This is a genomic window from Streptomyces sp. SCSIO ZS0520, from assembly GCF_025643355.1.
GTDB lineage: Bacteria > Actinomycetota > Actinomycetes > Streptomycetales > Streptomycetaceae > Streptomyces > Streptomyces physcomitrii.
In genome coordinates, this window is record NZ_CP092644.1 from 2311093 (window position 1) to 2331663 (window position 20571).

Annotated in this window: 20 protein-coding genes; 5 read left to right on the forward strand and 15 right to left on the reverse strand. The window is 71.5% G+C overall.

The genetic code is table 11. The features are described from left to right. Positions 1-37: 37 nt before the first annotated feature. The gene (locus tag MID12_RS08495) at positions 38-3016 is read right to left on the reverse strand and encodes a UPF0182 family protein (protein WP_052482198.1); all 2979 of its coding nucleotides are present in this window, start codon (positions 3014-3016) and stop codon (positions 38-40) included. Between the two features lie 285 nt (positions 3017-3301). On the opposite strand from MID12_RS08495, the gene MID12_RS08500 reads away from it, so the two are divergent. Then, positions 3302-3859 (forward strand): PPA1309 family protein, encoded by a 558-nt coding sequence (locus MID12_RS08500; RefSeq protein WP_040248519.1) that lies wholly within the window; start codon positions 3302-3304, stop codon positions 3857-3859. Positions 3860-3938: 79 nt separating this feature from the next. Here the strand turns inward: MID12_RS08500 and MID12_RS08505 are convergent, their stop codons facing one another. The 4 genes from MID12_RS08505 to MID12_RS08520 all read right to left on the reverse strand — a co-directional run bounded on the left by MID12_RS08505 (position 3939) and on the right by MID12_RS08520 (position 7137). Next, positions 3939-5024: a PDZ domain-containing protein gene (locus MID12_RS08505; RefSeq protein ID WP_040248521.1), complete on the reverse strand. Its 1086-nt coding sequence runs from the start codon at positions 5022-5024 to the stop codon at positions 3939-3941. 88 nt (positions 5025-5112) lie between these two features. Beyond that, positions 5113-5283, reverse strand: coding sequence for a hypothetical protein (locus tag MID12_RS08510; protein ID WP_163011106.1), 171 nt, complete (start codon positions 5281-5283; stop codon positions 5113-5115). 183 nt (positions 5284-5466) lie between these two features. After that, a complete protein-coding gene (locus MID12_RS08515) occupies positions 5467-5937 on the reverse strand; it encodes a molybdenum cofactor biosynthesis protein MoaE (RefSeq protein WP_186095433.1) in 471 nt (156 codons plus the stop codon). Positions 5938-6024: 87 nt separating this feature from the next. Further along, positions 6025-7137 (reverse strand): SDR family oxidoreductase, encoded by a 1113-nt coding sequence (locus MID12_RS08520; RefSeq protein WP_040248523.1) that lies wholly within the window; start codon positions 7135-7137, stop codon positions 6025-6027. 188 nt (positions 7138-7325) lie between these two features. Between MID12_RS08520 and MID12_RS08525 the strand changes: the two genes are divergently transcribed. Both MID12_RS08525 and MID12_RS08530 read left to right on the forward strand, forming a co-directional pair. Beyond that, positions 7326-8873 (forward strand): zinc-dependent metalloprotease, encoded by a 1548-nt coding sequence (locus MID12_RS08525; protein ID WP_263165778.1) that lies wholly within the window; start codon positions 7326-7328, stop codon positions 8871-8873. Continuing rightward, on the forward strand, positions 8870-9412 hold the full coding sequence (locus MID12_RS08530; RefSeq protein WP_263165781.1) for an NUDIX hydrolase: 543 nt from the start codon (positions 8870-8872) through the stop codon (positions 9410-9412). Before MID12_RS08525 ends, MID12_RS08530 begins: the two co-directional genes overlap by 4 nt. Before the next feature lie 161 nt (positions 9413-9573). Here MID12_RS08530 and MID12_RS08535 read toward each other — a convergent pair whose 3' ends face one another. From MID12_RS08535 to MID12_RS08550, 4 genes are all read right to left on the reverse strand, one after another. Beyond that, positions 9574-10329, reverse strand: coding sequence for an AIM24 family protein (locus MID12_RS08535; RefSeq protein WP_040248528.1), 756 nt, complete (start codon positions 10327-10329; stop codon positions 9574-9576). A gap of 17 nt (positions 10330-10346) precedes the next feature. Then, positions 10347-11030: an AIM24 family protein gene (locus tag MID12_RS08540; protein WP_040248530.1), complete on the reverse strand. Its 684-nt coding sequence runs from the start codon at positions 11028-11030 to the stop codon at positions 10347-10349. An 11-nt stretch (positions 11031-11041) separates the two neighbouring features. Further along, on the reverse strand, positions 11042-12769 hold the full coding sequence (locus MID12_RS08545) for a TerD family protein (protein ID WP_263165785.1): 1728 nt from the start codon (positions 12767-12769) through the stop codon (positions 11042-11044). Positions 12770-12903: 134 nt separating this feature from the next. Continuing rightward, a complete protein-coding gene (locus MID12_RS08550) occupies positions 12904-13500 on the reverse strand; it encodes a M48 family metallopeptidase (protein WP_040248534.1) in 597 nt (198 codons plus the stop codon). A 432-nt stretch (positions 13501-13932) separates the two neighbouring features. On the opposite strand from MID12_RS08550, the gene MID12_RS08555 reads away from it, so the two are divergent. Beyond that, positions 13933-15084, forward strand: a complete 1152-nt coding sequence (locus MID12_RS08555) for a ThiF family adenylyltransferase (RefSeq protein WP_263165788.1) — start codon at positions 13933-13935, stop codon at positions 15082-15084. 41 nt (positions 15085-15125) lie between these two features. Then, entirely contained in the window at positions 15126-16637 is a 1512-nt protein-coding gene (locus tag MID12_RS08560; protein ID WP_263165790.1) for an ABC1 kinase family protein, read from the forward strand. Positions 16638-16760: 123 nt separating this feature from the next. On the opposite strand, the gene MID12_RS08565 is transcribed toward MID12_RS08560, so the two are convergent. The 6 genes from MID12_RS08565 to MID12_RS08590 form a co-directional block, all read right to left on the reverse strand. Next, positions 16761-16961: a hypothetical protein gene (locus MID12_RS08565; protein WP_040256617.1), complete on the reverse strand. Its 201-nt coding sequence runs from the start codon at positions 16959-16961 to the stop codon at positions 16761-16763. Positions 16962-17108: 147 nt separating this feature from the next. After that, positions 17109-18413: an MFS transporter gene (locus tag MID12_RS08570; RefSeq protein ID WP_263165794.1), complete on the reverse strand. Its 1305-nt coding sequence runs from the start codon at positions 18411-18413 to the stop codon at positions 17109-17111. Next, the gene (locus MID12_RS08575; RefSeq protein WP_263165796.1) at positions 18410-19039 is read right to left on the reverse strand and encodes a winged helix-turn-helix domain-containing protein; all 630 of its coding nucleotides are present in this window, start codon (positions 19037-19039) and stop codon (positions 18410-18412) included. The genes MID12_RS08570 and MID12_RS08575 overlap by 4 nt, the downstream gene beginning before the upstream one ends. Before the next feature lie 318 nt (positions 19040-19357). After that, positions 19358-19681 carry a hypothetical protein gene (locus MID12_RS08580; RefSeq protein ID WP_040248542.1) on the reverse strand — a complete coding sequence of 108 codons (324 nt, stop codon included), beginning with the start codon at positions 19679-19681 and terminating at the stop codon, positions 19358-19360. Further along, positions 19678-20046, reverse strand: coding sequence for a WhiB family transcriptional regulator (locus MID12_RS08585; protein ID WP_040248544.1), 369 nt, complete (start codon positions 20044-20046; stop codon positions 19678-19680). The genes MID12_RS08580 and MID12_RS08585 overlap by 4 nt, the downstream gene beginning before the upstream one ends. Before the next feature lie 175 nt (positions 20047-20221). After that, the gene (locus MID12_RS08590) at positions 20222-20551 is read right to left on the reverse strand and encodes a hypothetical protein (RefSeq protein ID WP_263165801.1); all 330 of its coding nucleotides are present in this window, start codon (positions 20549-20551) and stop codon (positions 20222-20224) included. Positions 20552-20571 lie beyond the last annotated feature (20 nt).

Sequence of the window (20571 nt, forward strand, 5' to 3'; positions counted from 1 at the left end):
TAGCACGACGCGGGACGGTGCCTCTCCTCGGCGGTCCTCAGGGGGAGTTGCCCTTCGCGCCGTCCTCGCCCGCGTCCGGCTTCGCGCCGCCCTCCGGCTGCTTCCCGGGGACGCTGGGCTTGGCGGGCTTGCCGTCGCCCGCCTCGCGCTTCTCGACGTCGGCCTGCGCCTCGGCGGCCCGCTTCAGCGCCTCCTCCAGCTTCTTCTGGGCCTTGCCGTACGCCTCCCAGTCGCCCTTCCTGAAGGCCTCCTGGCCGTCGTCGAAGGCCTGCTGCACATCGTCCAGGGCCTCCTGCACGGTCGGGTCCTCCGAGGCCGGCGGCGGCTTCTCGCCCTCCGGTGGCTTCTCGGTGTCGCCCTTGGCGTCGAAGACCTTGTCCAGGGCCTGCCCGAGGGTGTCCTCGAAGGCGGTGGCACCGCCGTAGGTGACCAGGACCTTGCGCAGCAGCGGATACTTCAGGCCGCCGCCGCGGACGTAGACGGGTTCCACGTAGAGCAGTCCGCCGTCGAGCGGCACCGTGAGCAGGTTGCCGTACTCCACCTCGGAGTCGCCGCCGCGCAGCAGCCTGATCGACTCGGCGATGGTCTGCTCCGAGTTGAACTGGCTCTGCACCTGCTTGGGCCCGTCGACGGTTCTGCTGGACGGGAGCTTCAGGACGCTGATCTTGCCGTAGTCCTTGGTGCCCGCCTCGGCGTTGACCGCCATGAAGGCGCTGAGGTTGTCCCGGCCGTTGGGGGTGAAGGTCGTCGTCAGCGAGAAGGACTGCGACTTCTCCTTGGGCAGCTGCATGCTCAGGTAGTACGGCGGTACCGCGTCGCCCGTCTTGTTGGTCGGGTCGTCCGGCACCTGCCAGACCTCGCTGCCGCTGAGGAAGGTGGTGGCGTCCTTCACGTGGTAGCGGGTGAGCAGCTCGCGCTGGACCTTGAAGAGGTCCTGCGGGTAGCGCATGTGGTCCATGAGCGTCTTGGAGATCTTGCTCTTGGGCTCCACCGTGCCCGGGAAGGCCTTCTTCCAGGTCTTGAGCACCGGGTCCTTGGTGTCCCACTCGTAGAGCTTGACCTTGCCGTCGTAGGCGTCGACGGTGGCCTTCACCGAGTTGCGGATGTAGTTGACCTGGTTCTCCTGGGCCACCACCGCGCGCTGGTTGTTCGCCGCGGTCAGCGAGTCCGCGGTGGTGTCGCCGAGCGTGGTGCGCGAGGCGTAGGGATAGCCGTTGGTGGTGGTGTAGGCGTCGACGATCCACTGGATGCGGCCGTCGATCACCGCCGGGTAGGCGTCGCCGTCGATGGTCAGCCAGGGGGCGACCGCCTCGACGCGCTCCTTGGGCGTGCGGTTGTACAGGATCCGCGAACCCTCGCCGATCGCCCCGGAGTAGAGGATCTGCGGCTCGCCGAAGGCCACCGCGTAGGCGGCGCGGTTCATCGGGTTGGAGAGGTTGACACCGCTCTTGCCCTTGAAGCTGGTGGTCTTCTCCCCGCTGTCGTCGGAGTAGTCGATCTCCTTCTGGGGACCGCCGACGATCGAGTACTGGGTGGTCTTCTCGCCGTAGTACACCCGCTGCTGGTACGAGCCGAGGCTGCCCTTGGACGGCAGGTCGGACTCGGTGAAGACGGGCCGCCCGTCCTGGTCGGCGGTGGTGCCCTTGGCGGAGACCACTCCGTAGCCGTGGGTGTAGCGGAAGTGGTCGTTGATCCAGTTGTTCTTCGGGATGCCGCCGAGGTTCAGCTCGCGCAGGCCGATGACGGTGTCCTGCTCCCTGGCGTCCGCGCCCTTGCCCGAGGTGTAGCGGTCCACGTCGAGGTTGGAGGGGAAGGCGTAGTAGTTCTTCATCTGCTGGAGCTGCTGGAACGTCGGCGAGACGATGTTCGGGTCGAGCAGCCGCAGGCTCGCGACGCTGTCCGCGTCGTCGCGCAGCTTCGTCTTGTCCTCGGTCGCGCTCTTGCCCTGGTACTCCTGGACCTCGGTGCCGTTGATCCCGTACGCCTCACGGGTGGCCTTGAGGTTCTTCTCGACGTACGGGGCCTCCTTGGCCTGCTCGTTCGGCTGGACCTGGAACTTCTGCACGATCGCCGGGTACAGGCCGCCGATCAGCACCGCCGAGAGCACCATCAGGCCGAAGCCGATGACCGGCAGCTGCCAGGTGCGCCGCCACAGGGTGGCGAAGAAGAGCACCGCGCAGATGACCGCGATGCAGAAGAGGATGGTCTTCGCCGGGAGGTAGGCGTTGGCGTCGGTGTAGCGCAGGCCGGTCCAGTTCCCGGTGGCCTTGAAGTCGCTGGACTTCACCGCGAGTCCGTAGCGGTCCAGCCAGTAGGCCACCGCCTTGAGCGTCACGAAGACGCCGAGCAGGACCGAGAGGTGGCCGGTCGCCGAGGAGGTCGCCCGGGCGCCGGGGCTGGTGATGCGCAGCCCGCCGTAGAGGTAGTGCGTGACGGTGGCCGCGATCAGGCTGAGCACGGTGGCGGCGAAGCCGAAGCCGAGCAGGAAGCGGTACCAGGGCAGGTCGAAGGCGTAGAAGGAGACGTCCAGATGGAACTGCGGGTCCTTCTGGCCGAAGTCGACGCCGTTCACCCACATCAGCCAGGTGCGCCACTGCCCGGCCGCCGAGGCACCGGAGACCAGACCGACAAGAGCGGTGACCCCGAGCAGGATCCACTTCTTGTACGGGGCGATGCCCATCCGGTAGCGGTCGAGGTTCTGCTGCTCCGCGGACATCGCGGACAGCGGGGGCCGCAGCCGGTGCGCGAGCCAGATGTTGACCCCGACCGCCACGGCCATCAGCAGCCCGAAGACGAAGAAGAGCCCGATCTTCGTCCACAGGGTGGTGGTGAACACGGACGAGTACCCCACGGAGCGGTACCAGAGCCAGTCCGTCCAGAAGCCCGCGAACATCACGAAGACCATGGCGAGCACGGCCAGGACGCCGAGCGTCATGAGAAGCGTGCGGACACGCCGGGAGGGCCGGCCCACGGAGATTCTCCGTGGACCCGTCGGGCCTCCGCCGCGGTCCGGCATCTGGAAAGCCAAGGTGACACCTCGAAGTCGCTGTCGCTGTTGCTCTGTCGGTCTGGCGCCGCCGGACGGAACCGGCCACGCGGATACTGCTGCGGAACGGCCCGCCGGGGGCCCTCCCTCCGGCCCGCCGGCGGCGGTCCGGGAGGTGGAACGGCACTGCTGGGTCGGCCCCGTGATGGTAGGGCCCACTGGTGCAACTTACGGAAGCTTTACTCAGTTCCCGCTCAGGGCCTCGAACCAGGCTCGGTTCCCGGTCCGCCCCCTGAACCAGGCAGGATATTGGCCATGTCCAACCACACCCCTGCGGGCCCCCCGATGACGGCGAGCCCGCTGACCCGTGCCGTACTCGAAATCGACGACTACGTCTCCGGCCTCGGCTGGGACCGCCCGGCCCTGCTCTTCGCCCTCGTCGACACCGAGAAGCTGCGTACCGAGGAGCCCGGCCTCGCCGAACGCCTCGGCCTCGGCGAGGGGACGGCGGCCGGTTCCCTCACCCCGATCGAACAGGAGGAGCTTCCGGCGGGCAGTCCGCTGGACGAGTTCCTCGGCACCATCGCCTGGCCGGACGCGGTCGCCGGCTGCGCGCTGACGGTGGAGCGCCTGATGCTGCCGCCCTCCGCGGAGCAGTCGGTGCCCGAGGGCCTCGACGAGGCGCAGCTCGCCCGGTGGGTGGCCGCCCACCCCGAGCGCCAGGAGGTCCGGATGACGGTGGGGGTGCTGCGGGACGGCACCCGGGAGTCGGCGCTCAGGCTGCGCGAGAAGGACGCGCCGACCGAGGTGCTGACCGGCGCCGGTCTCGTACCGGGCCTCGCGGAGGCGCTGGCGGCGACCTTCGCCGAGTAGCGGCGGACGGCGGACGCTCAGGGCGGGGCGGCACAACCGGTACGTGACCGGTTGCGCCGCCCCGCCCGGGTGAGTGAGGTCAGCCCTTGGTGCAGGAGGGCAGGTCCGAGGTCCGGCCCGCGCGGATGTCCTGCAAGGAGTCGACGGCGTCCGCGATGGTCTCCACCTCGACCAGGGTCAGCCCGTCCGGCACGTCCTTCGCGGCGGCGGCGCAGTTGTCCTTCGGGGTGAGGAAGAACTCGGCCCCCTTGTCGCGCGCGCCGACCGTCTTCATCCCGATGCCGCCGATGGGGCCGACGGCGCCGTCGTCGTCGATGGTGCCGGTGCCCGCGACGAACTTGCCGCCGGTGAGGTTCTGCGGGGTCAGCTTGTCGACGATGCCGAGGGCGAACATCAGGCCCGCGCTCGGGCCGCCCACGTCGGCCAGCTTGATGTCGATGTCGAACGGGAAGATGTGGTCGGCCCCGGTCTCGATGCCGACGACGGCGTCCCCGTCCCCGTTCGCGCGGGTCTTCACGGTGACCTGCTCGGTGCGCTTCGACTCCTTGCGCGCCTTCTTGGCGGCGGCCGCCTCCTTGGCGGGGACGATGGTGAACTCGACCTTCTCGCCGGGCTTGCGCGCGGTCACCAGCTTCCTCACGTCGTCGGTGTCGGACACCGGCTTCCCGTCGACGCTGCGGATCACATCGCCGACGTGCAGGGAGCCCCGGGCCATGCTGTCCTTCGAGACCTTGGCGACGAGCACCCGGGCCTGCACCGGGATCTTCAGCTCCCGGAGCGCGGCGGCCTTGGCGTTCTCCTGGGAGCCGCTGAACTCCACGGCGTTCTCCTGGGAGGACTGCTCCTCCGTCTTGCCGTTCGGGTACAGCGTCTCGTGCGGCACCACGACCCGGTCGTGCGAGAGCCAGCCGACGACGGCCTCGGGGAGGTTCATCGTGTAGTCGGCGCCGGTGACCCGCACGGTGGTCATGTTGAGATGCCCGCTGGTGCCGTAGGTCTTGCGGCCGGAGATCTGCAGGACCGGTTCGCCGCCGTGGTCCCCGAGGGTGTTCACGGTGGGACCGGGCGACATCTCCGAGTACGGCACCTTGATGAAGACGCCCGCGCACAGCAGCGCGATCAGCATCAGGGTGGAGGCGAGCATCGTCGAGGTGCGGCGTGGCATGGCACGACAGTACGGGAAACGTCCGCGCGCACGCCGGTCGGGCCCGTTCATCTGTGCCCCTGGTGCCCCCTGCGCGGCGGCCCGGGGCTCAGAGGGTGCCGGAACCCGAGTGGGACTTCTCCATGGCCTCGCGGAAGCGGGCGTAGCCGGCGAGTTCGGGACCGTCGCCGGCATGGCGGCGCCGGGCGATCCAGCTGCCCCAGGCTCCGGCCCCGACCGCGGCGGCAAACGGAATGAGCAGCCAGGTGAGTGCCCCCATGGCGACCTCCCAACCGAGACGAGCGAATGCAACTGACTGATCAGCAGATTAGCGATCCGCACGATCAACGCTCACGGCAGGGTGCCGGTTACGCAAGCGGAACGACTTTCGGGAAGTCATCCCGGCGTACGGGTGAGGGCGCGGCCGGAGGCCGGACCGGAGACGGCGGGCGGGGTGCCGCGCTCAGCAGGCGCCGACCCACTCCTCGGTGCCGTCCGAGAAGCGCTGGTGCTTCCAGATCGGCACCTCCCGCTTCAGATCGTCGATCAGCCGGCGGCAGGCCTCGAAGGCCTCCCCGCGGTGCGCGCAGGAGACCGCGACGACCACCGCGAGATCGCCCACCACCAGGTCACCGGTGCGGTGCACGGCCGCGAGCGCGCGCACCGGGAAGTCGGCGACCACCTTCTCCGCGACCTTGCGCAGCTCCGCCTCGGCCGAGGGGTGCGCGGAGTACGAGAGGGCGTCGACGTCCGCCCCGCCGTCGTGGTCCCGGACGGTGCCGACGAACAGGGCGGTGCCGCCCGCCGCCGAGTCCCCGACGGCCCGGTGGACCTCGTCGACGGAGAGCGGGGTGGACCGCAGTTCCAGCAGCCGGATGGGTTCCTCGGCCGCCTGTTCACCGGGGTGCGCGGAGGACGCGTGCACGGAGGTCATGGCCCCATGGTGCCGTACGGGGGCGCGCGGAGGTGGTCCGGCCCCGATCCGCCGGGCGCCCCGCGGACCGGTCGCGGGGCCGCCGGATCAGATCCGCCGCCGCGCCTTGCGGGCCCTGCGCACCACGGCCGCGGCGCCGAGCAGCGCCACCGTGGCACCGGCCGCGCCCGCCGCCGTCGCGTCCTTGCGGCCGAGCCGCCGCCCGGCGACCGTGTGCCGCCCGGCGACCTCCTCCAGGAGTTCGGTCAGGACCTCCTCGTTGGTCCACTGCGGCCGCCACCCCGCGTCGTGCAGCCTGCCGACGCTGACCACCCACGGGTACATCGTGTACGCGAGGTCCCCGGCCGGTGACGGGGTGAGGCCGATCCGGTGCAGCCGGGCCGCGGCGCCCAGCGCCACCGCGGAGGGCAGCTCCATGCGCCGGATGCCGGTCAGCTCCTCGACCTCCTCCTGCTCCAGCCAGCCCTCGCAGCCCACCGCCAGCTCGCCCTCGGCCCTGCCGAGCACCGCGTACTCCAGGGCGCTGCACAGGTCCTCGACGTGGCAGAACTGCCAGGCCGGCCGCGAACCGGCGACGACCAGCAGCCGCGGGGACTCGAAGTAGCGGGTCAGCGCGGTGTCGGTGCCGCCGACCAGGGTGGCGGGGCGGACCACGGTGACATTGAGTCCGGGGTGGGCGCGCGGGGCGCGGCGGGCCAGGTGCTCCACCTCCAGGAGGTCGCCCACGCCGGTGGCCTCGGCGGTGGCCCGCAGCTCGGCGTCCTCGGAGAGCGGCAGCTCGTTGTCGGGCAGGGCGCCGTAGACCATCGCGGAGGTGCACAGGACGACCCGGTGCACCCCGGCCGCCGCGGCGGCGGTGAGCACGGTCTGGGTGCCGCGGACGTTGTAGGCGGTACGGGCCGCGGGGTCGCTGTCGAGCCCCAGGTCCAGGGCGAGGTGGACGACGACATCGGCGCCGCGCAGCTTCTCCGCGATGGCGGGGTCGCGCACGTCCAGGACATGCCACTGGGCCGCCGCGCACTCCCCGCGGCGTTCGTCGAAGGCCAGGACCTGCTTGATCTCCTCGCTGGCCGCGAGCCGCTCCACGAGTACCGCGCCGACGCCCCCCGCGGCTCCGGTGACGGCGACGGTGAGCCTGCGGCCTGCCTCGCCCGTCGCGATGTTTCGCGCTGCGCGAACCTGCGGATCTGGGGAACTCAACGGGCCTCTCCAGCGGTTGTCTTCAGTACGTACCCGAAGAAGACGTACGTACCAGGTGGCATCCATCCTGCCGCAGGCCGCGAGTCGGCGGAGCATCGAGCCCACAACCGGCGCGGTGTCTACGCTGGAGGTGATGTCGGGCAGCCGCCGCCGGAACCGACCGGCGGCCCTACGAGCCGAGGAATCCCGTGAGTGACACCCCATTCGGATTCGGCCTTCCGCCGGAGGAGCCGGAGAACGGCGACGAGGGCAGGAAGAAGGACCAGCAGGGCGGCGGCGGTCAGGGACCGGCGAACCCCTTCGGCTTCGGATTCGGGGGCCTGCCCGGCGCGGGCGGCCCGGGCGGCGGTGACAACCCCTTCGCGGCGATGTTCGGCTCCATGAACCCGGGCGACCTCGGCGCCGCCTTCCAGCAGCTCGGGCAGATGCTCTCCTACGAGGGCGGCCCGGTGAACTGGGAGATGGCCCAGCAGATCGCCCGCCAGACCGTCGCCCAGGGCACCCAGGACGGCGTGAAGGACTCCAGCGTGGGCCCGGCGGAGCGCTCCGCCGTCCAGGAGGCGGTGCGCCTCGCGGACCTGTGGCTGGACGATGTGACCTCGCTGCCCTCGGGCTCGGGCTCGGCGGTGGCCTGGAGCCGCGCGGAGTGGGTGGAGGCGACCCTGCCCGTCTGGAAGGACCTGGTCGACCCGGTCGCCGAGCGGGTGGGCGCGGCGATGGGCGATGTGCTGCCGCAGGAGATGCAGGCCATGGCGGGCCCGCTGATCGGCATGATGCGCCAGATGGGCGGCGCCATGTTCGGTACGCAGATCGGGCAGGCCGTCGGGGTGCTCGCGGGCGAGGTGGTCGGCTCCACCGATGTCGGCCTGCCGCTCGGCAAGCCCGGCCAGGCCGCCCTGCTGCCGGTGAACGTCGAGGCCTTCGGCAAGGACCTGAGCGTGCCGATGGACGAGGTGCGGCTCTACCTCGCCCTGCGCGAGGCCGCCCACCAGCGGCTCTTCGCCCATGTGCCCTGGCTGCGCTCGCATCTGTTCGGCGCGGTGGAGGGGTACGCCCGCGGGATCAAGGTGGACACCGCCAAGCTCGAGGACGTGGTGGGCCAGTTCGACCCGCAGAATCCGGAGCAGCTGCAGGACGCGTTGCAGCAGGGCATGTTCCAGCCCGAGAACACCCCCGAGCAGCAGGCCGCGCTCGCCCGCCTGGAGACCGCGCTCGCGCTGGTCGAGGGCTGGGTGGACGCGGTGGTGCACGCGGCGGCCAAGCCGCGGCTCTCCTCGGCGGACGCCCTGCGCGAGACGCTGCGCCGCCGCCGCGCCTCCGGCGGCCCGGCCGAGCAGACCTTCGCCACCCTCATCGGCCTCGAACTGCGCCCGCGCCGCCTCAGGGACGCCGCCCGGCTGTGGGCCTCGCTCACCGACGCCCGCGGGGTCGAGGGCCGCGACGGCCTCTGGTCGCACCCGGACATGCTGCCCACCGCGGCGGACCTGGACGACCCGGACGGCTTCGTGCACCACGAGCAGCTCGACTTCTCCGAGCTGGACAAGATGCTCGGCGAGGCCGCGGGCAAGGGCCCGGACCTGCACAAGGGCGAGAAGGGCAAGAGCGGCAGGAGCGACGCGAGCGGCCCGGGTACGGACGAGGGCCCCGCGGCGGACGGCGGCACCGACGCGAGCGCCGAGCACGGTGAGGGCGACGAGGGCGGCAGGCCCGGCGGCGAGGGTGACGACGGCAAGTGAGCCTCCACGAGGACGCGGTCCGCGTACTGACGGAGTACGCGGACCAGCCCGCGCTGCGCGAGGAGTACCTGGAGCAGCTGGCCGCCCACCCCGACGGGGTCTTCAAGGCCTGCGGCTCCGGGCATCTCACCGCCAGCGCCCTGGTGATCGACCCGGAGCGGGAGCGGGTGCTGCTGACCCTCCACCGCAAGCTGCGGATGTGGCTCCAGATGGGCGGCCACTGCGAGCCCGGTGACGGCTCCCTGGCCGAGGCCGCCCTGCGGGAGGCGGGCGAGGAGTCCGGCATCGGCGGGCTGCGGCTGCTGCCGGGCGGCCCGGTCCGCCTGGACCGGCACCGCATTCCGCCGCCCTGCCACTGGCACTTCGACGTGCAGTACGCGGCGCTCGCCCCGGCGGGCGCCGTGCAGGCGATCAGCGAGGAGTCCCTGGACCTGCGCTGGTTCGACTACGCGGAGGTCGCCACCGTCGCCGACGACTCGGTCCTCCGCCTCCTGGCAGCCGTACGGGAACGGCTCTCCGCCCAGGCCGCGCACCCGTAGCGCGGCGGGATGGCCGGGGCCCGCGGCGGAGCGGCGCCCGCCCGGCCCGAGACGCACCCGGCGAAGGGGCGGCCCGCATCGTGGGCCGCCCCTTCGCCACGGCGCTGTCCCTGACCGTGGCGCTGTCCGTAGCCGTGGAGCTTGGGGCTGTCCGTCCGCGGTCAGCTCCAGACGTTGCCCTGGTTCTGGCCGCGGGCGCCCTGCTGGCCCATGCCGTACTGGGCGCGGACCCCCTGGCCGATCTGCGCGCTCTGCGGGGGCAGGAGCTCGCTGGGCTGGACGAGGGCGTAGCCGGTGCCCATGAAGCTCAGCTCCCAGCCCTCGCCGGTGCTGCCGCGCCTGCGCCAGACCCCGGAGGAGTGCGTCTGCGCCTGCATCTGGACGCGCAGCCCGTTGGACCAGGCCACGATCGCGTCCGCGTCCGCGTTGACGTACCGGTCCGGGGTGACCTGGAGCATCAGCGGCTGGCCGGAGGTCATCAGGGCGACCTTGCCGGTGCCGGTGATGACGATCTGGTACTTGCCGGAGCCGGAGATCCCGTACTGGCTGTCCACGGCGACGACCTCGTAGTGCAGCGAGGAGTCCAGGGCGAGGACATAGCTGCTGTCCACGGTCAGGCCCTCGTGGCCGACGTCCACGACATGGATGTACTGGGCGAGGTTGGCGAAGTAGACCGTGCCCTGCCCGTGGCAGCGCATCAGGTCGAGTCCCTCGCCGGTGTGCGCGCGGGCGCGGCGCTGCCCCGAGGACTGGATCTCCGCGTCGAACTCCAGGAGCCCCTGGTAGGCGACCATGGCGCCCTTGCGGGCGAGGACGTCGTCGTGCCCCTGGAGGCTGACCCGCAGCAACTGCGGGTTCTGCAGGGCGTAGCGCTCCTGCGTCTGCTGCTCGGCGAAGCCGAAAAGCGGGCTCTGCATGATGTCTTCGCTCCCCCTCAGCCCCGCGCCCGCAGGCGGTCGGTGCTGTCCTCGCTCGGCTGGACGACAACGATCCCCTGCCCGGAGAACGCCATCTGGTAGGCCTCGCCGCTGCCCCGCCCGATCAGTGAGGAGGCCTTGAAGCTGCGCTTGCCCTTCACCTTCAGATTCGGCGACCAGGCGACCAGCGCGTCCGGGTCCACATAGGTCTCGTCCTCGCCGCTGCCGCAGTCGACGACGATCGGCGTGCCCCGCGAGGTCAGCGCGACCCAGCCCTGCCCGGAGATCTTGATGTTCCACAGCCCCTGGCCGGCGAACTTCGCCAGCCCCTTGACGCGCTCCACGCCCCACTGGAGGTGGGCGTCGAAGGCGAGCAGATTGGTGCCGTTGACCGAGAGGGAGTCGCCGCCGAGGTTGATGACGACGACATCCGCCCCGTAGTCGGCGAGGTAGAGGAGCCCGTCGCCGGAGCACTTCATCAGGGGCGCGCCCTCGCCGGTGATCCAGTCGCGGGCGATCTGGCGTACCGCGGGCGGGTTGGGCTCGTACTGCACGAAGCCCTCGTAGGCGACCATCGAGCCGACCCGGGCGAGCAGGTCCTGCCCGCTCTGCATGGCGACCTTGAGCATGTGCTCGCCGTGGTTCTCCATACGGGCCCCGACGGGTGCGGGTGCGTGGCCCGCGAACTGCTGCTGATTCATGACGGGCTCCCTCAGACCTCGTACGGCTGGACGACGATGAAATTGCCCGGGGCGCCGCGGAACTGGAGGTTCACGCTCTCGCCGGTGTGCCCCGGGTAGGCGTTGCGGCGCATCCGGACCTGGCTGGAGACGATGACCTGGGAGGCCGCGGACCAGGCGACGACGGCATTGCAGTCGGCGAAGGTCGTCGGCGTCACCGGCAGCACCACCGGCACGCCGTGGGTGCGGACGATGATCGTGCCGGTGCCCTGGAACTGCATGGTGAACAGCGCGCCGCCCGGGATGCCGTGCCCCTCGACCCGGCGGACCTCGTACTGGAGGCTCTCGTCGAAGGCGAGGACGTTCTCCGCGGAGACGCAGATGGCGTCGCCCTGGAGCTCGATCGGATGCAGATGGGTGGCCTCCTCCGCGAGGAAGACCTGGCCGCGGCCCGAGGCGCGCATCAGCTGCATCTCCTGGCCGGTGGCGTTGCCCACGATGCGGCCCGCGAACCCGGCGCCCTTGTACCCGAATTCGACCTTGCCCTGGTAGAGCACCATGCTGCCCTGGCGGGCGAGCACCGGCTGGCCGCCGACGCCCAGGTCGACGCGGACCAGCTTGGCGTTCTGCTGGGTCCAGCGCTGGCCGGTCGGCGCCTCCTTGTACAGCGAGAAGGCGGCGGCCACTCCCGGGGACTGCGCCTGCTGGGGTGCCGCTCCGGGTGCCTGCTGACCCCCGAACTGGCCGGGCGGCTGGGCGTATCCGGGCGGCGGGGCGGGCGCCGCCGGGGTGCCCGGCTGACCGTAACCGGGCGGCGGGGCGGGCGCGCCGGGCTGGCCGCCGTAGCCGGGCGGCAGCGGGGCGCTGGGCGCGGGGGCGCCGGGCTGGCCCTGGCCGGGAGGCGCGGGGGGCTGGCCGTATCCCGGGGGCCCGGTGGGCGCTCCGGGCTGGGCGCCGTAGCCGGGCGGCAGCGGCGCGCTGGGGGCGGGCGCGCCGGGGCCCGGCTGGCCGATCGGGGCGGCGATGGTGGGCGCCGCGTGCACCGGCGGTGCGGCCGGGGCCGGCTCGGGCGGCGCCTGCTGGGGCGGTATGTGCTGCGCGGGAGCGGGTGCGCCGAAGGCGGGCGGCGCCGCGGACTGCGCGGGCGGCGCGAAGCCGGGCGCGGGCCGGCCGCCGCCCGGGGGCGGGGCGAAGCCGGGCGCGCCGCCGGAGGGCGCCGGTGCGGGCTCCTCCTCGGCGACCTCGCCGCCGAAGTTGCGCAGCAGCGCGTCGAGTCCGCCGTCGAAGCCCTGGCCGACCGCGGCGAACCGCCAGACGTCCTTGAGGTAGATGTCCCCGAGGATCACCGCGCGCTCGGTGCTGAACTCCGTGCCGCTGAAGGAGTAGCGGGCCACTTCCTCGCCGCCCGCGACGATGCGCAGATAGCCGGGGGCGACCTGCGACATCTGCCCGGCGCCGTCGAGAGTGGCGGTGAAGGACAGCTTCTGGATGTGGGAGGGGATCTTGTCGAGGGTGACGCGGAAGGACTCGGTGTCACCGGCCTGCGCGCCGAGCAGTTGCAGGGACTCCTCGGGCGACTTGGGCTGGTTGAAGAAGACGAAATAACGGTCGTCGGAGAGCTGTTCCGCGGCGTCGAGCCCGAAGCAGCTGATGTCGAATGTCAGCCCCGGGCCGGCGATCTGCACGCCCACGTACAGGTCCGTCCCCGCGGTGAGGTCACTGATCTTGGCCTTGTGGCCGCGTTGGAATTCCCTGGCCATGCGTAACGACCGTCCCCCATCCCGAATGTATGTCTGTGTCGCGCAAGGCTAACGGCTCCCGCCGACAGTGCGGGGTGCCGGTACAGACCCGGTACACAGTTACCGAGGCGACGATACGAAAAGTAGTCCGGCAACTACCGCGAGCGCGCGCCGGGAAGATGCGGCAGCCGGTCCGCCGCGACGACCCCCTCCAGGTATCCGCGGGCGCGCTCGGTTCGCGGATAGGCCTCCAGGAGCCGCCAGAAATCGGGGCCGTGGCCGGGCACGAGGAGATGGGCCAGTTCATGCAGGAGGACGTAGTCCACCACGTACTCGGGCATGCCCTGAAGTCGGTGCGAGAGGCGGATGCTGCCCTCGGCCGGAGTGCACGAACCCCAGCGGGTGTTCTGGTTGGTGACCCAGCGCACCGAACGCGGCTTCGCGCGGCCCTCGAAATACTGGCCGGACAGGCGGGCGGCGCGCTCGGCGAGTTCACCGTCGCCGAGAACCCGGCGGCTTTCCTGCGCGGCGAGTTTGTCGAGCATGACGCCCACCCAGCGTTCTTCCTCCGCCTCGGACATCCGGGCCGGAATGAGGACCACGGTGCGGTCGCCCTCCCGGTAGGCGGAGACCGTTCTGCGCCTGCGGCTGCTCCGCCGCACCTCGACCTGGCTCGACCGGGATCCGCGCGGCGGCGGGCTCGTCGTGCTGCGCGGGGGCTTTCCGGCGCTGTGCAGGGGATCGGCGGGCACGCCACGACGTTACCCGCTGCGCCCGCCGGAAGTCCCGCCTCCGGCCCGGTTCGGCACCGAACCACCAGACCGCAGCAAATTAGTACGACCAATTCCCCTTGCCTGTGGACAACTTCGGCCGCACTTTCGGGCTCCCGTGCATTCTGGATTCCCTCGCGGGCGGCCGACTCGGGGACGGCCGAGGGGAATCACCGCGGCGGATTCCCCGTCCTGGGCGCCACCGCGCGCATATCGCCCGCGTCCGCCCATCGAGTCCCTGCCGATCATGCCTCACCCCGATCACGCCCCGCGCCGATCAAGGCGCGGCCACCGAAAGGAGGTCACCACCACTCACCCGGCAGCCACTCCCGCAGAAGCCGCTCCCACGAATCCCGCCGAGCGCGGAAACCGCTCCGCAACCGCTTATCCCAAGTGACCTACGGGGGAACCAGAATGCATCCACTTCTCAAACCGTCGCTCCGGCCCGGCTGGCGCGACCTCAACACCGTGCAATTCGGGGTGGCACCGGCGCACGCCGTGGTCCTCTCCCCCGTCGACACGGCGAGCGGCAGCTTCCTCTCACTCCTCGACGGCACCCGCGGGCTGCCCCTGCTCCGCGAGGAGGCCGCCCGGATGGGCATGGACGAGGGGTACGTGGACCGGCTGGTCGCCCGCCTCGCCGGGGCGGGCCTGATCGACGACGCCCAGCCGACCGACCCACGGGCCCGCGCCCTGCGCCGACGCCCCGCCGCGCTACGGCGCCTCGGCCCCGACCTGTCCTCCCTGTCCGTCACCCAGCGCGATCCGGGCGCCCCCCTGCTCCGCCTGACGGCCCGCCGGGACATGCGGGTCCAGGTGCGGGGCGCGGGACGCGTGGGTGCCGTGCTCGCCTCCGTGCTCTCCGCCGCGGGGGTGGGGCAGGTCGATGTGATGGACGGCGGCTGCGTGGAGCCCGGGGACGTCAGCCCCGGCGGAGTGGCCGAGACCCAGGTCGGCCGCAGACGCTCCGACGCCGCCCGCCAGGCGGTGCGCCGCGCCGCGGCCGACCGCCCGCGGCATACCCGCGCGGCGCACCGGGACGGCACCGAGCCCCCGCTGTCCCTGGTCGTCCTCGCGCCCCGGGACGGTCTGCGCGCCTACTTCCCCGACGAGGCGGAGGCCGAGCAGTTCCTCACCACCGGGACCCCGCATCTGTACGCCGGTGTCCTGGAGGCGACCGGCTTCGCGGGTCCGCTGGTACTGCCCGGCAGCACGGCCTGCGCCGGATGTGTCCTCCGTCACCGTACCGACCATGATCCCCGCTGGCCCCGGCTGCTCGCCCAGTGGCACTCCGGCGGCAGGCGCCGGGCCCAGGCCTGCGACCTCAGTCTGGCCACAACCGTTGCGGGGCTTGCCGCGGCGCGGGCCCTGGCCTTCCTCGACGGGCACGCCCCGGACTCCCCCGGCGTCCGCTGGGAGACCTCGCTGCCCGCGCTGAACTGGCACGCACGGCAACTGTGGGCGCACCCAGCGTGTCCCTGCGGCGCCGGAAGCGAGGCCCCCGCGGAAGGTAAGGGGGAACACACTTCGAAGCAGGCCCCCTTGCACGCGACAATGGCCGGGTAACCGCCGTACGCGGCGCAGCAGTCTGGGTTTTGGAGGGGCGCATGTCTGATCTTCCCCGGAAGGCGGTCACCCGGACCGCCAAGCTGGCCGCCTTGCCCCTGGGCTTCGCGGGCCGGGCCACCTGGGGGCTCGGCAAGCGGATCGGCGGCATGTCCGCCGAGATCGTGGGGCGCGAGCTGCAACAGCGCACGGCGGACCAGCTGTTCAAGGTGCTGGGTGAGCTCAAGGGCGGGGCCATGAAGTTCGGGCAGGCCCTGTCCGTCTTCGAATCGGCGCTTCCGGAGGAGGTCGCGGGCCCGTACCGCGCCGCGCTGACCAAGCTGCAGGAAGCCGCGCCGCCGATGCCGACGCGTACGGTCCACACCGTGCTCACCGAGCAGCTCGGCGAGGACTGGCGGGAGCTCTTCCTCGAATTCGAGGACCAGCCCTCCGCGGCGGCCTCCATCGGGCAGGTGCACCGCGCCGTCTGGCAGGACGGGCGCCAGGTCGCCGTCAAGGTGCAGTACCCGGGAGCGGGCGATGCCCTGCTCTCCGACCTGAACCAGCTGAGCCGCTTCTCCCGGCTCCTCGGCCCGCTGATACCGGGCATGGACATCAAACCCCTCATCGCCGAGCTGCGGGACCGGGTCTCGGAGGAACTCGACTACGGCTTGGAGGCCCAGGCCCAGCAGGCACACGCGGAGGAGTTCGCGGGCGACCCGGATGTCCTCGTCCCGGCGGTGGTGCGGCAGAGCGACCAGGTGCTGGTCACCGAGTGGATCGACGGCACCCCCCTGTCGGAGGTCATCGCGGAGGGAACACCGGAGCAGCGGGACAGGGCGGGCCAGCTGCTGACCCGCTTCCTCTTCTCGGGGCCGGCCCGCACCGGCCTGCTGCACGCCGACCCCCACCCCGGCAACTTCCGGCTGCTCCCCGACGGCGAGGGGAGCTGGATGCTCGGCGTCCTCGACTTCGGCACCGTCGACCGCCTCCCGGGCGGGCTGCCGACTCCCATCGGCGACTGTCTGCGCATGGCCCTGGAGGGCGAAGCGGGCGCGGTCTACGAGCTGCTCCGCGAGGAGGGCTTCGTCAAGGAAGAGATCGAGCTGGAACCCGACGCGGTGCTCGACTATCTGGTGCCGATCATCGAACCGGCCAGGGCCCCGGAGTTCGAGTTCACCCGGAGCTGGATGCGCAACCAGGCGGCCCGGATAGCCGATCCCCGCTCCCCCGCACACCAGTTGGGCAGGCAGCTGAACCTCCCGCCCTCCTATCTGCTGATCCACCGGGTCACCCTGAGCACCATCGGTGTCCTGTGCCAGCTCGGCGCGAGGGTGCGGATGCGGGAGGAGATGGAGGCCTGGGTGCCGGGCTTCGCCGCCGCCTACGAGGAGGAGGGCCCGGAGGAGTTCGGCGAGGAGGTCCCATCGGCGGAGGAAGACCAGGAGGCCGAGGCAGCCGCCGTGGCCGCGGTCGCCGAGAAGCCCGTGCCGGGCGGCAAGCGCAAGCGCACCCCGCGTCCGGCCGCGAAGGCACCCGGACCGGAGGACGAGGAGACCGCCGCCGAGGCCTGACCGGAGCGCCTCGTCCGCTGGTCCGTGGGGCGAGGCCTCGCAGGCGCACGCCCGGGAGACGCCGGGGCGCCCGGAGGGGCCCGGGGCGGCTCACCAACCGGGGCAGCTCACCAACCCCGCGGCTCACCACCAGTGCGAGTCGAGGCGCCCTTCGATGTCCCGGATATGGGCCCGTGCGCAGGAGTCGCAGAAGTAGCGCCGGGTTCCGTTCTCGACCGAACAGGTCCAGGTGACCTGCCCGCTCTCGGCTTGAGCGCCGCACTGGGCGCAGACGAGGTGCTCGGCTTCCGGCTCTTGCGCCGTTCCGTGTTGTCGCCGGTCCATGGTGTGACGATATCCCCGGACAACCGGCATCGCCCGGCACCACACTCCCGCTCCTCACGCCCGGCCCAGCATCCCTCGGCCGGGCGACGAGGTACCGCTCAGCGCTTCTCGTCCGCGCTCAGCACCGAGTCGGCACCCGTCCCCCGATCAGCGCGTCGGCGAGGAGAGGTCCGGATGGGGCGCCGGGTTCCGGTCGCTTCGGGGGCTCGGGACCGTCGGCAGATCCCGGGACCGGCGGATCGGCGAGAAGAGCAGGACGAGCGCGGCGAGCGGTACGCCCGCCGCCGTGATCCACATGGCGGTGCGCAGGTCGAAGACGGTCCCGAGCCACCCGCCGAGCAGGGCTCCCAAAGGGATCGTGCCGAAGTTGAGGACGGCTGTACTCGCGGTCAGGCGCCCGAGGAGCTGAGGCGGGCAGTAGCGCTGCTGAAAGCTGGCCTTGAGGACGTTTCCGCCCACCACCCCCGCCGATACGCAGAATCCGCCCGCGACGAACAGGAGGAGTCCGGGCCCGGCGAAGGCGGCCGGGATGAGCAGGGCGAACATCGCGAAGCCGAGCTCGAAGAGCAGCATCGCGCGGGCCGTACCGATCCGGCGGGAGACCCTGCGCGCCAGGAGCGCCCCGGCGACACCGCCGGTGCCGGATACGGCGATGACGCCGCCGACCGCTCCGGGCGCCAGGCCGACGACCTGCACGAGAAAGACCACCTGGATCGACTGGTAGCCCATGAGAGCCAGGTTCGACGTGGCTCCGAACAAGGTCAGCGTGCGCAGCCAGGAGTCACCGGCGACCCATCGCAGCCCCTCGCGGACCTCGCCGAGCAGTGTTCCCCGGGCGCGCTTCCGCTCGGGGCGCGGTTCCCGCTGCCGGATGCGCGCCAGGCAGAGAAGGGCGAGGAGGAAGGTGGCCGCATTGGCGAACATCGCGTTCACCACGCCGACCGCCTGCCCGATGACACCGGCGGAGCCCAGCCCGGCGAACTGCGCGGCGGAGGCGCTGCCGTGCAGTTTGGTGTTGCCCTCGGGCTGGTCCTCGGGTTCCAGCAGGCTGGGCAGATAGGCGGTGTAGGCGGTCTGGAAGAAGACGGCGGCGGTACCCGAAAGCAGGGCGACGGCCATCAGCAGCCCGATGCTCAGTCGGCCGGTGCGTTCCGCGAGCGGGACGGCGGCGAAGAGCAGGAAGGACACCGCGGCGGCGGTCAGCATGACGGGCCTGCGCCGCATCCGGTCGACCCAGGCGCCCACCGGCAGTCCGATGACGAGCCAGGGCAGCCAGGCGGAGGCGCCCAGCAGGCCGACCTCGAAGGTGCTCGCCCGCAGGGTGGAGACAGCGATCAAGGGCATCGCCACGGCGGTGACGGAGGCGCCGAACTTGCCCGCCGTCTCGCCGCACCACAGCAGGCGGAAGTCCCGGTGCCGACGCAGCAGGCTGACACCGGTTCCCTGACTCACCCCTCGCTCCGCTCTCTGCGCGGAAAGGACTGGATCTGCACGATGACCGGAAGCGCCTCGGGCGCCGGCTCCGCGTCCGCCGGAGGGGTGTGGCGGGCGACGACGGCCCGCAACTCCTCATTGAGCGCGGCGAGCTGTGCCGGTGTCAGTCGGAGATCACGCCAGTCGGAGAGAGTCCCGGCCCGCTGCCAGTCACCGTCCCAGCTCTCGCTCAGATACCTGGTGACCCGGCTGAAGTACTGCTGCACCAGCTCGTGCATATAGACGGAGAGCGCCCCTCGGGTGTCGGGGTCGTCGCGGAACTCGGCAGTCTCCAGGACCTTCGTGTCCTCGACCACCCGCCACCAGCGTTCCCGCCTGGTCCCCCGGTCCCTCTCCTCCTCGATGAAGCCGTGCTCGGCAAGGTGCCGCAGATGCCAGCTGATGGTTCCGGTGCTCTCGTCGAGGCGCGCGGACAGCCCGGTGGCGGTGGCAGGGCCGTCCAGAGTCAGCATCTCGAGGATGCTCATCCGCAAGGGGTGCGCCAGCCCGCGCAGACTACGGGCGTCCAGACGCCGTACGGGCTTGTGCCCACCGCCCTGCTGCTCGCTCTTCTCGTACGCCTCGTGCACGCCTTCGTCGCTCATGACGCCAGGCTAAGTTACAGAGGACTCTCTGCAAAGAGTTCTCTGCAACTTCGGCCGGACTCACCGCACTCACCGGACTCAGACCGGACTCAGACAGGAACCCGGCGCCGGTGCGCGGAGAGACGTCGAAGCAAGTCGAAGCAGAGAGAAAGAGAGGCGCCGGTCCCTGGGACCGGCGCCTCTCTGAGGTTCGCGACCTCGCCGCGCATTCCGCCGTGCGGCGATCGGGCGGCGTCGAAGCGCCGTCAGCCGAGGAAGCGGGCCGCCGTCATGGGGACAGCGGTCCGGCTTCCTCGGTCGACGGGCCTGGTGCGGGACTTACTGCATCACCGCCATCGCCAGCGCCCGGCGGGCACGGAGCGAGGCGCGCTCGGCACGCTTCTGCATCCTGCGGGCGGAGATGAGGTGCAGGGAGGTTCGTTCGGCCTCGGCGTCGCGCAGCGTCTGTTGCATATGTGCGCGAGCCAGGGCTTCTGGGATGAGTTGCATTTCGCGGGTCCTGTTCTGGCGCGAGCGGGTCGCGCTGGAAGTGTTCTGATCTGGGCTTGCGGAGCCGGTGGGCTCGTGGGTGGACGGCTTCATCGGGGCCTGCTTCTTGGGGTCGGCTGTGACGGGGTGGTCGATGGTTCCCGGGGTGGTCATGCCACGACCGGGTTCTTGCGCGGGCGGCCACGGGGCCGCTTGCGGGCCACGACCACGCCCTGCACGAACAGCTCGCCGCCCCAGACGCCCCAGGGCTCACGGCGCTCCTTGGCGCCCGCGAGGCAGGCCTCGACGAGCGGGCAGGTGCGGCACAGGGACTTGGCGTACTCGACGTCCGCGGGGGACTCGGCGAAGAAGACCTCCGGGTCGTAGGCACGGCAGGGGACGGGTACGTCGAGGTTCTCGATGGCGTCGTCGAGCGCGGTCAGCGCGGTGAGGGGGCTCAAGGTGGAGTTCTCCGAGGTGCGGGGCGAAAGGACGGGCTGTGAAGGCGGTACGGACGGGGCGTGCGCTTCGAGTTGCACGGTGTTGTCTTCCTCGTCTTGTCGTAGCGGCCTGTTGGCCGCCTGGCGTGGTGGTACCGGGTCCTGCATCCCGAGGCACCTCCTTGTGTGCTTTCTCTCTCGTCCGGAGAAAACAGAAGGGCCGCGGATCCCGGGTGGGGTTCCGCGGCCCTGGAGGCGCCGTCCTGATCATGGATCAGGTTGGATCGCTCCAGGGTTCGAGCCCGCGGAAGGCCCACATGGTGTGGTGCTGCGTCATCTGCTTCCGATTGCCGGCACCGGCTGCGGCAGGGACATAGGCCTGAAGCTCTGCCACTGCTGCTACTGCCGCCGGTGCCCGGGTCGGTCGCTCGTCGCGCTCACGGATGCCCAGACCCGCGAACTCGACGCCGGAAACGGGCAGACCGGCGGAGATGCCGGACAGACCGATTCCCGAGTACGAGAAGCCGAGCAGGCTGGTGGAGACGACAGAGCAATCGGCCGCTTTGGCGGTCTTCAGGGAGTTGGTGCTGATGATGCTGATCACTTCAATCGCCTCCTCTCGGC

What these genes read in the sequence shown, in the direction of transcription:
- MID12_RS08580 (WP_040248542.1), bottom strand. Translation starts at nt 19,681, where the DNA reads ATGACCACCCCGGGAACCATCGACCACCCCGTCACAGCCGACCCCAAG.
- MID12_RS08495 (WP_052482198.1), bottom strand. Translation starts at nt 3,016, where the DNA reads ATGCCGGACCGCGGCGGAGGCCCGACGGGTCCACGGAGAATCTCCGTG.
- MID12_RS08555 (WP_263165788.1), top strand. Translation starts at nt 13,933, where the DNA reads ATGCATCCACTTCTCAAACCGTCGCTCCGGCCCGGCTGGCGCGACCTC.
- MID12_RS08545 (WP_263165785.1), bottom strand. Translation starts at nt 12,769, where the DNA reads ATGGCCAGGGAATTCCAACGCGGCCACAAGGCCAAGATCAGTGACCTC.
- MID12_RS08510 (WP_163011106.1), bottom strand. Translation starts at nt 5,283, where the DNA reads ATGGGGGCACTCACCTGGCTGCTCATTCCGTTTGCCGCCGCGGTCGGG.
- MID12_RS08515 (WP_186095433.1), bottom strand. Translation starts at nt 5,937, where the DNA reads ATGACCTCCGTGCACGCGTCCTCCGCGCACCCCGGTGAACAGGCGGCC.
- MID12_RS08565 (WP_040256617.1), bottom strand. Translation starts at nt 16,961, where the DNA reads ATGGACCGGCGACAACACGGAACGGCGCAAGAGCCGGAAGCCGAGCAC.
- MID12_RS08535 (WP_040248528.1), bottom strand. Translation starts at nt 10,329, where the DNA reads ATGCAGAGCCCGCTTTTCGGCTTCGCCGAGCAGCAGACGCAGGAGCGC.
- MID12_RS08500 (WP_040248519.1), top strand. Translation starts at nt 3,302, where the DNA reads ATGTCCAACCACACCCCTGCGGGCCCCCCGATGACGGCGAGCCCGCTG.
- MID12_RS08560 (WP_263165790.1), top strand. Translation starts at nt 15,126, where the DNA reads ATGTCTGATCTTCCCCGGAAGGCGGTCACCCGGACCGCCAAGCTGGCC.
- MID12_RS08540 (WP_040248530.1), bottom strand. Translation starts at nt 11,030, where the DNA reads ATGAATCAGCAGCAGTTCGCGGGCCACGCACCCGCACCCGTCGGGGCC.
- MID12_RS08505 (WP_040248521.1), bottom strand. Translation starts at nt 5,024, where the DNA reads ATGCCACGCCGCACCTCGACGATGCTCGCCTCCACCCTGATGCTGATC.
- MID12_RS08575 (WP_263165796.1), bottom strand. Translation starts at nt 19,039, where the DNA reads ATGAGCGACGAAGGCGTGCACGAGGCGTACGAGAAGAGCGAGCAGCAG.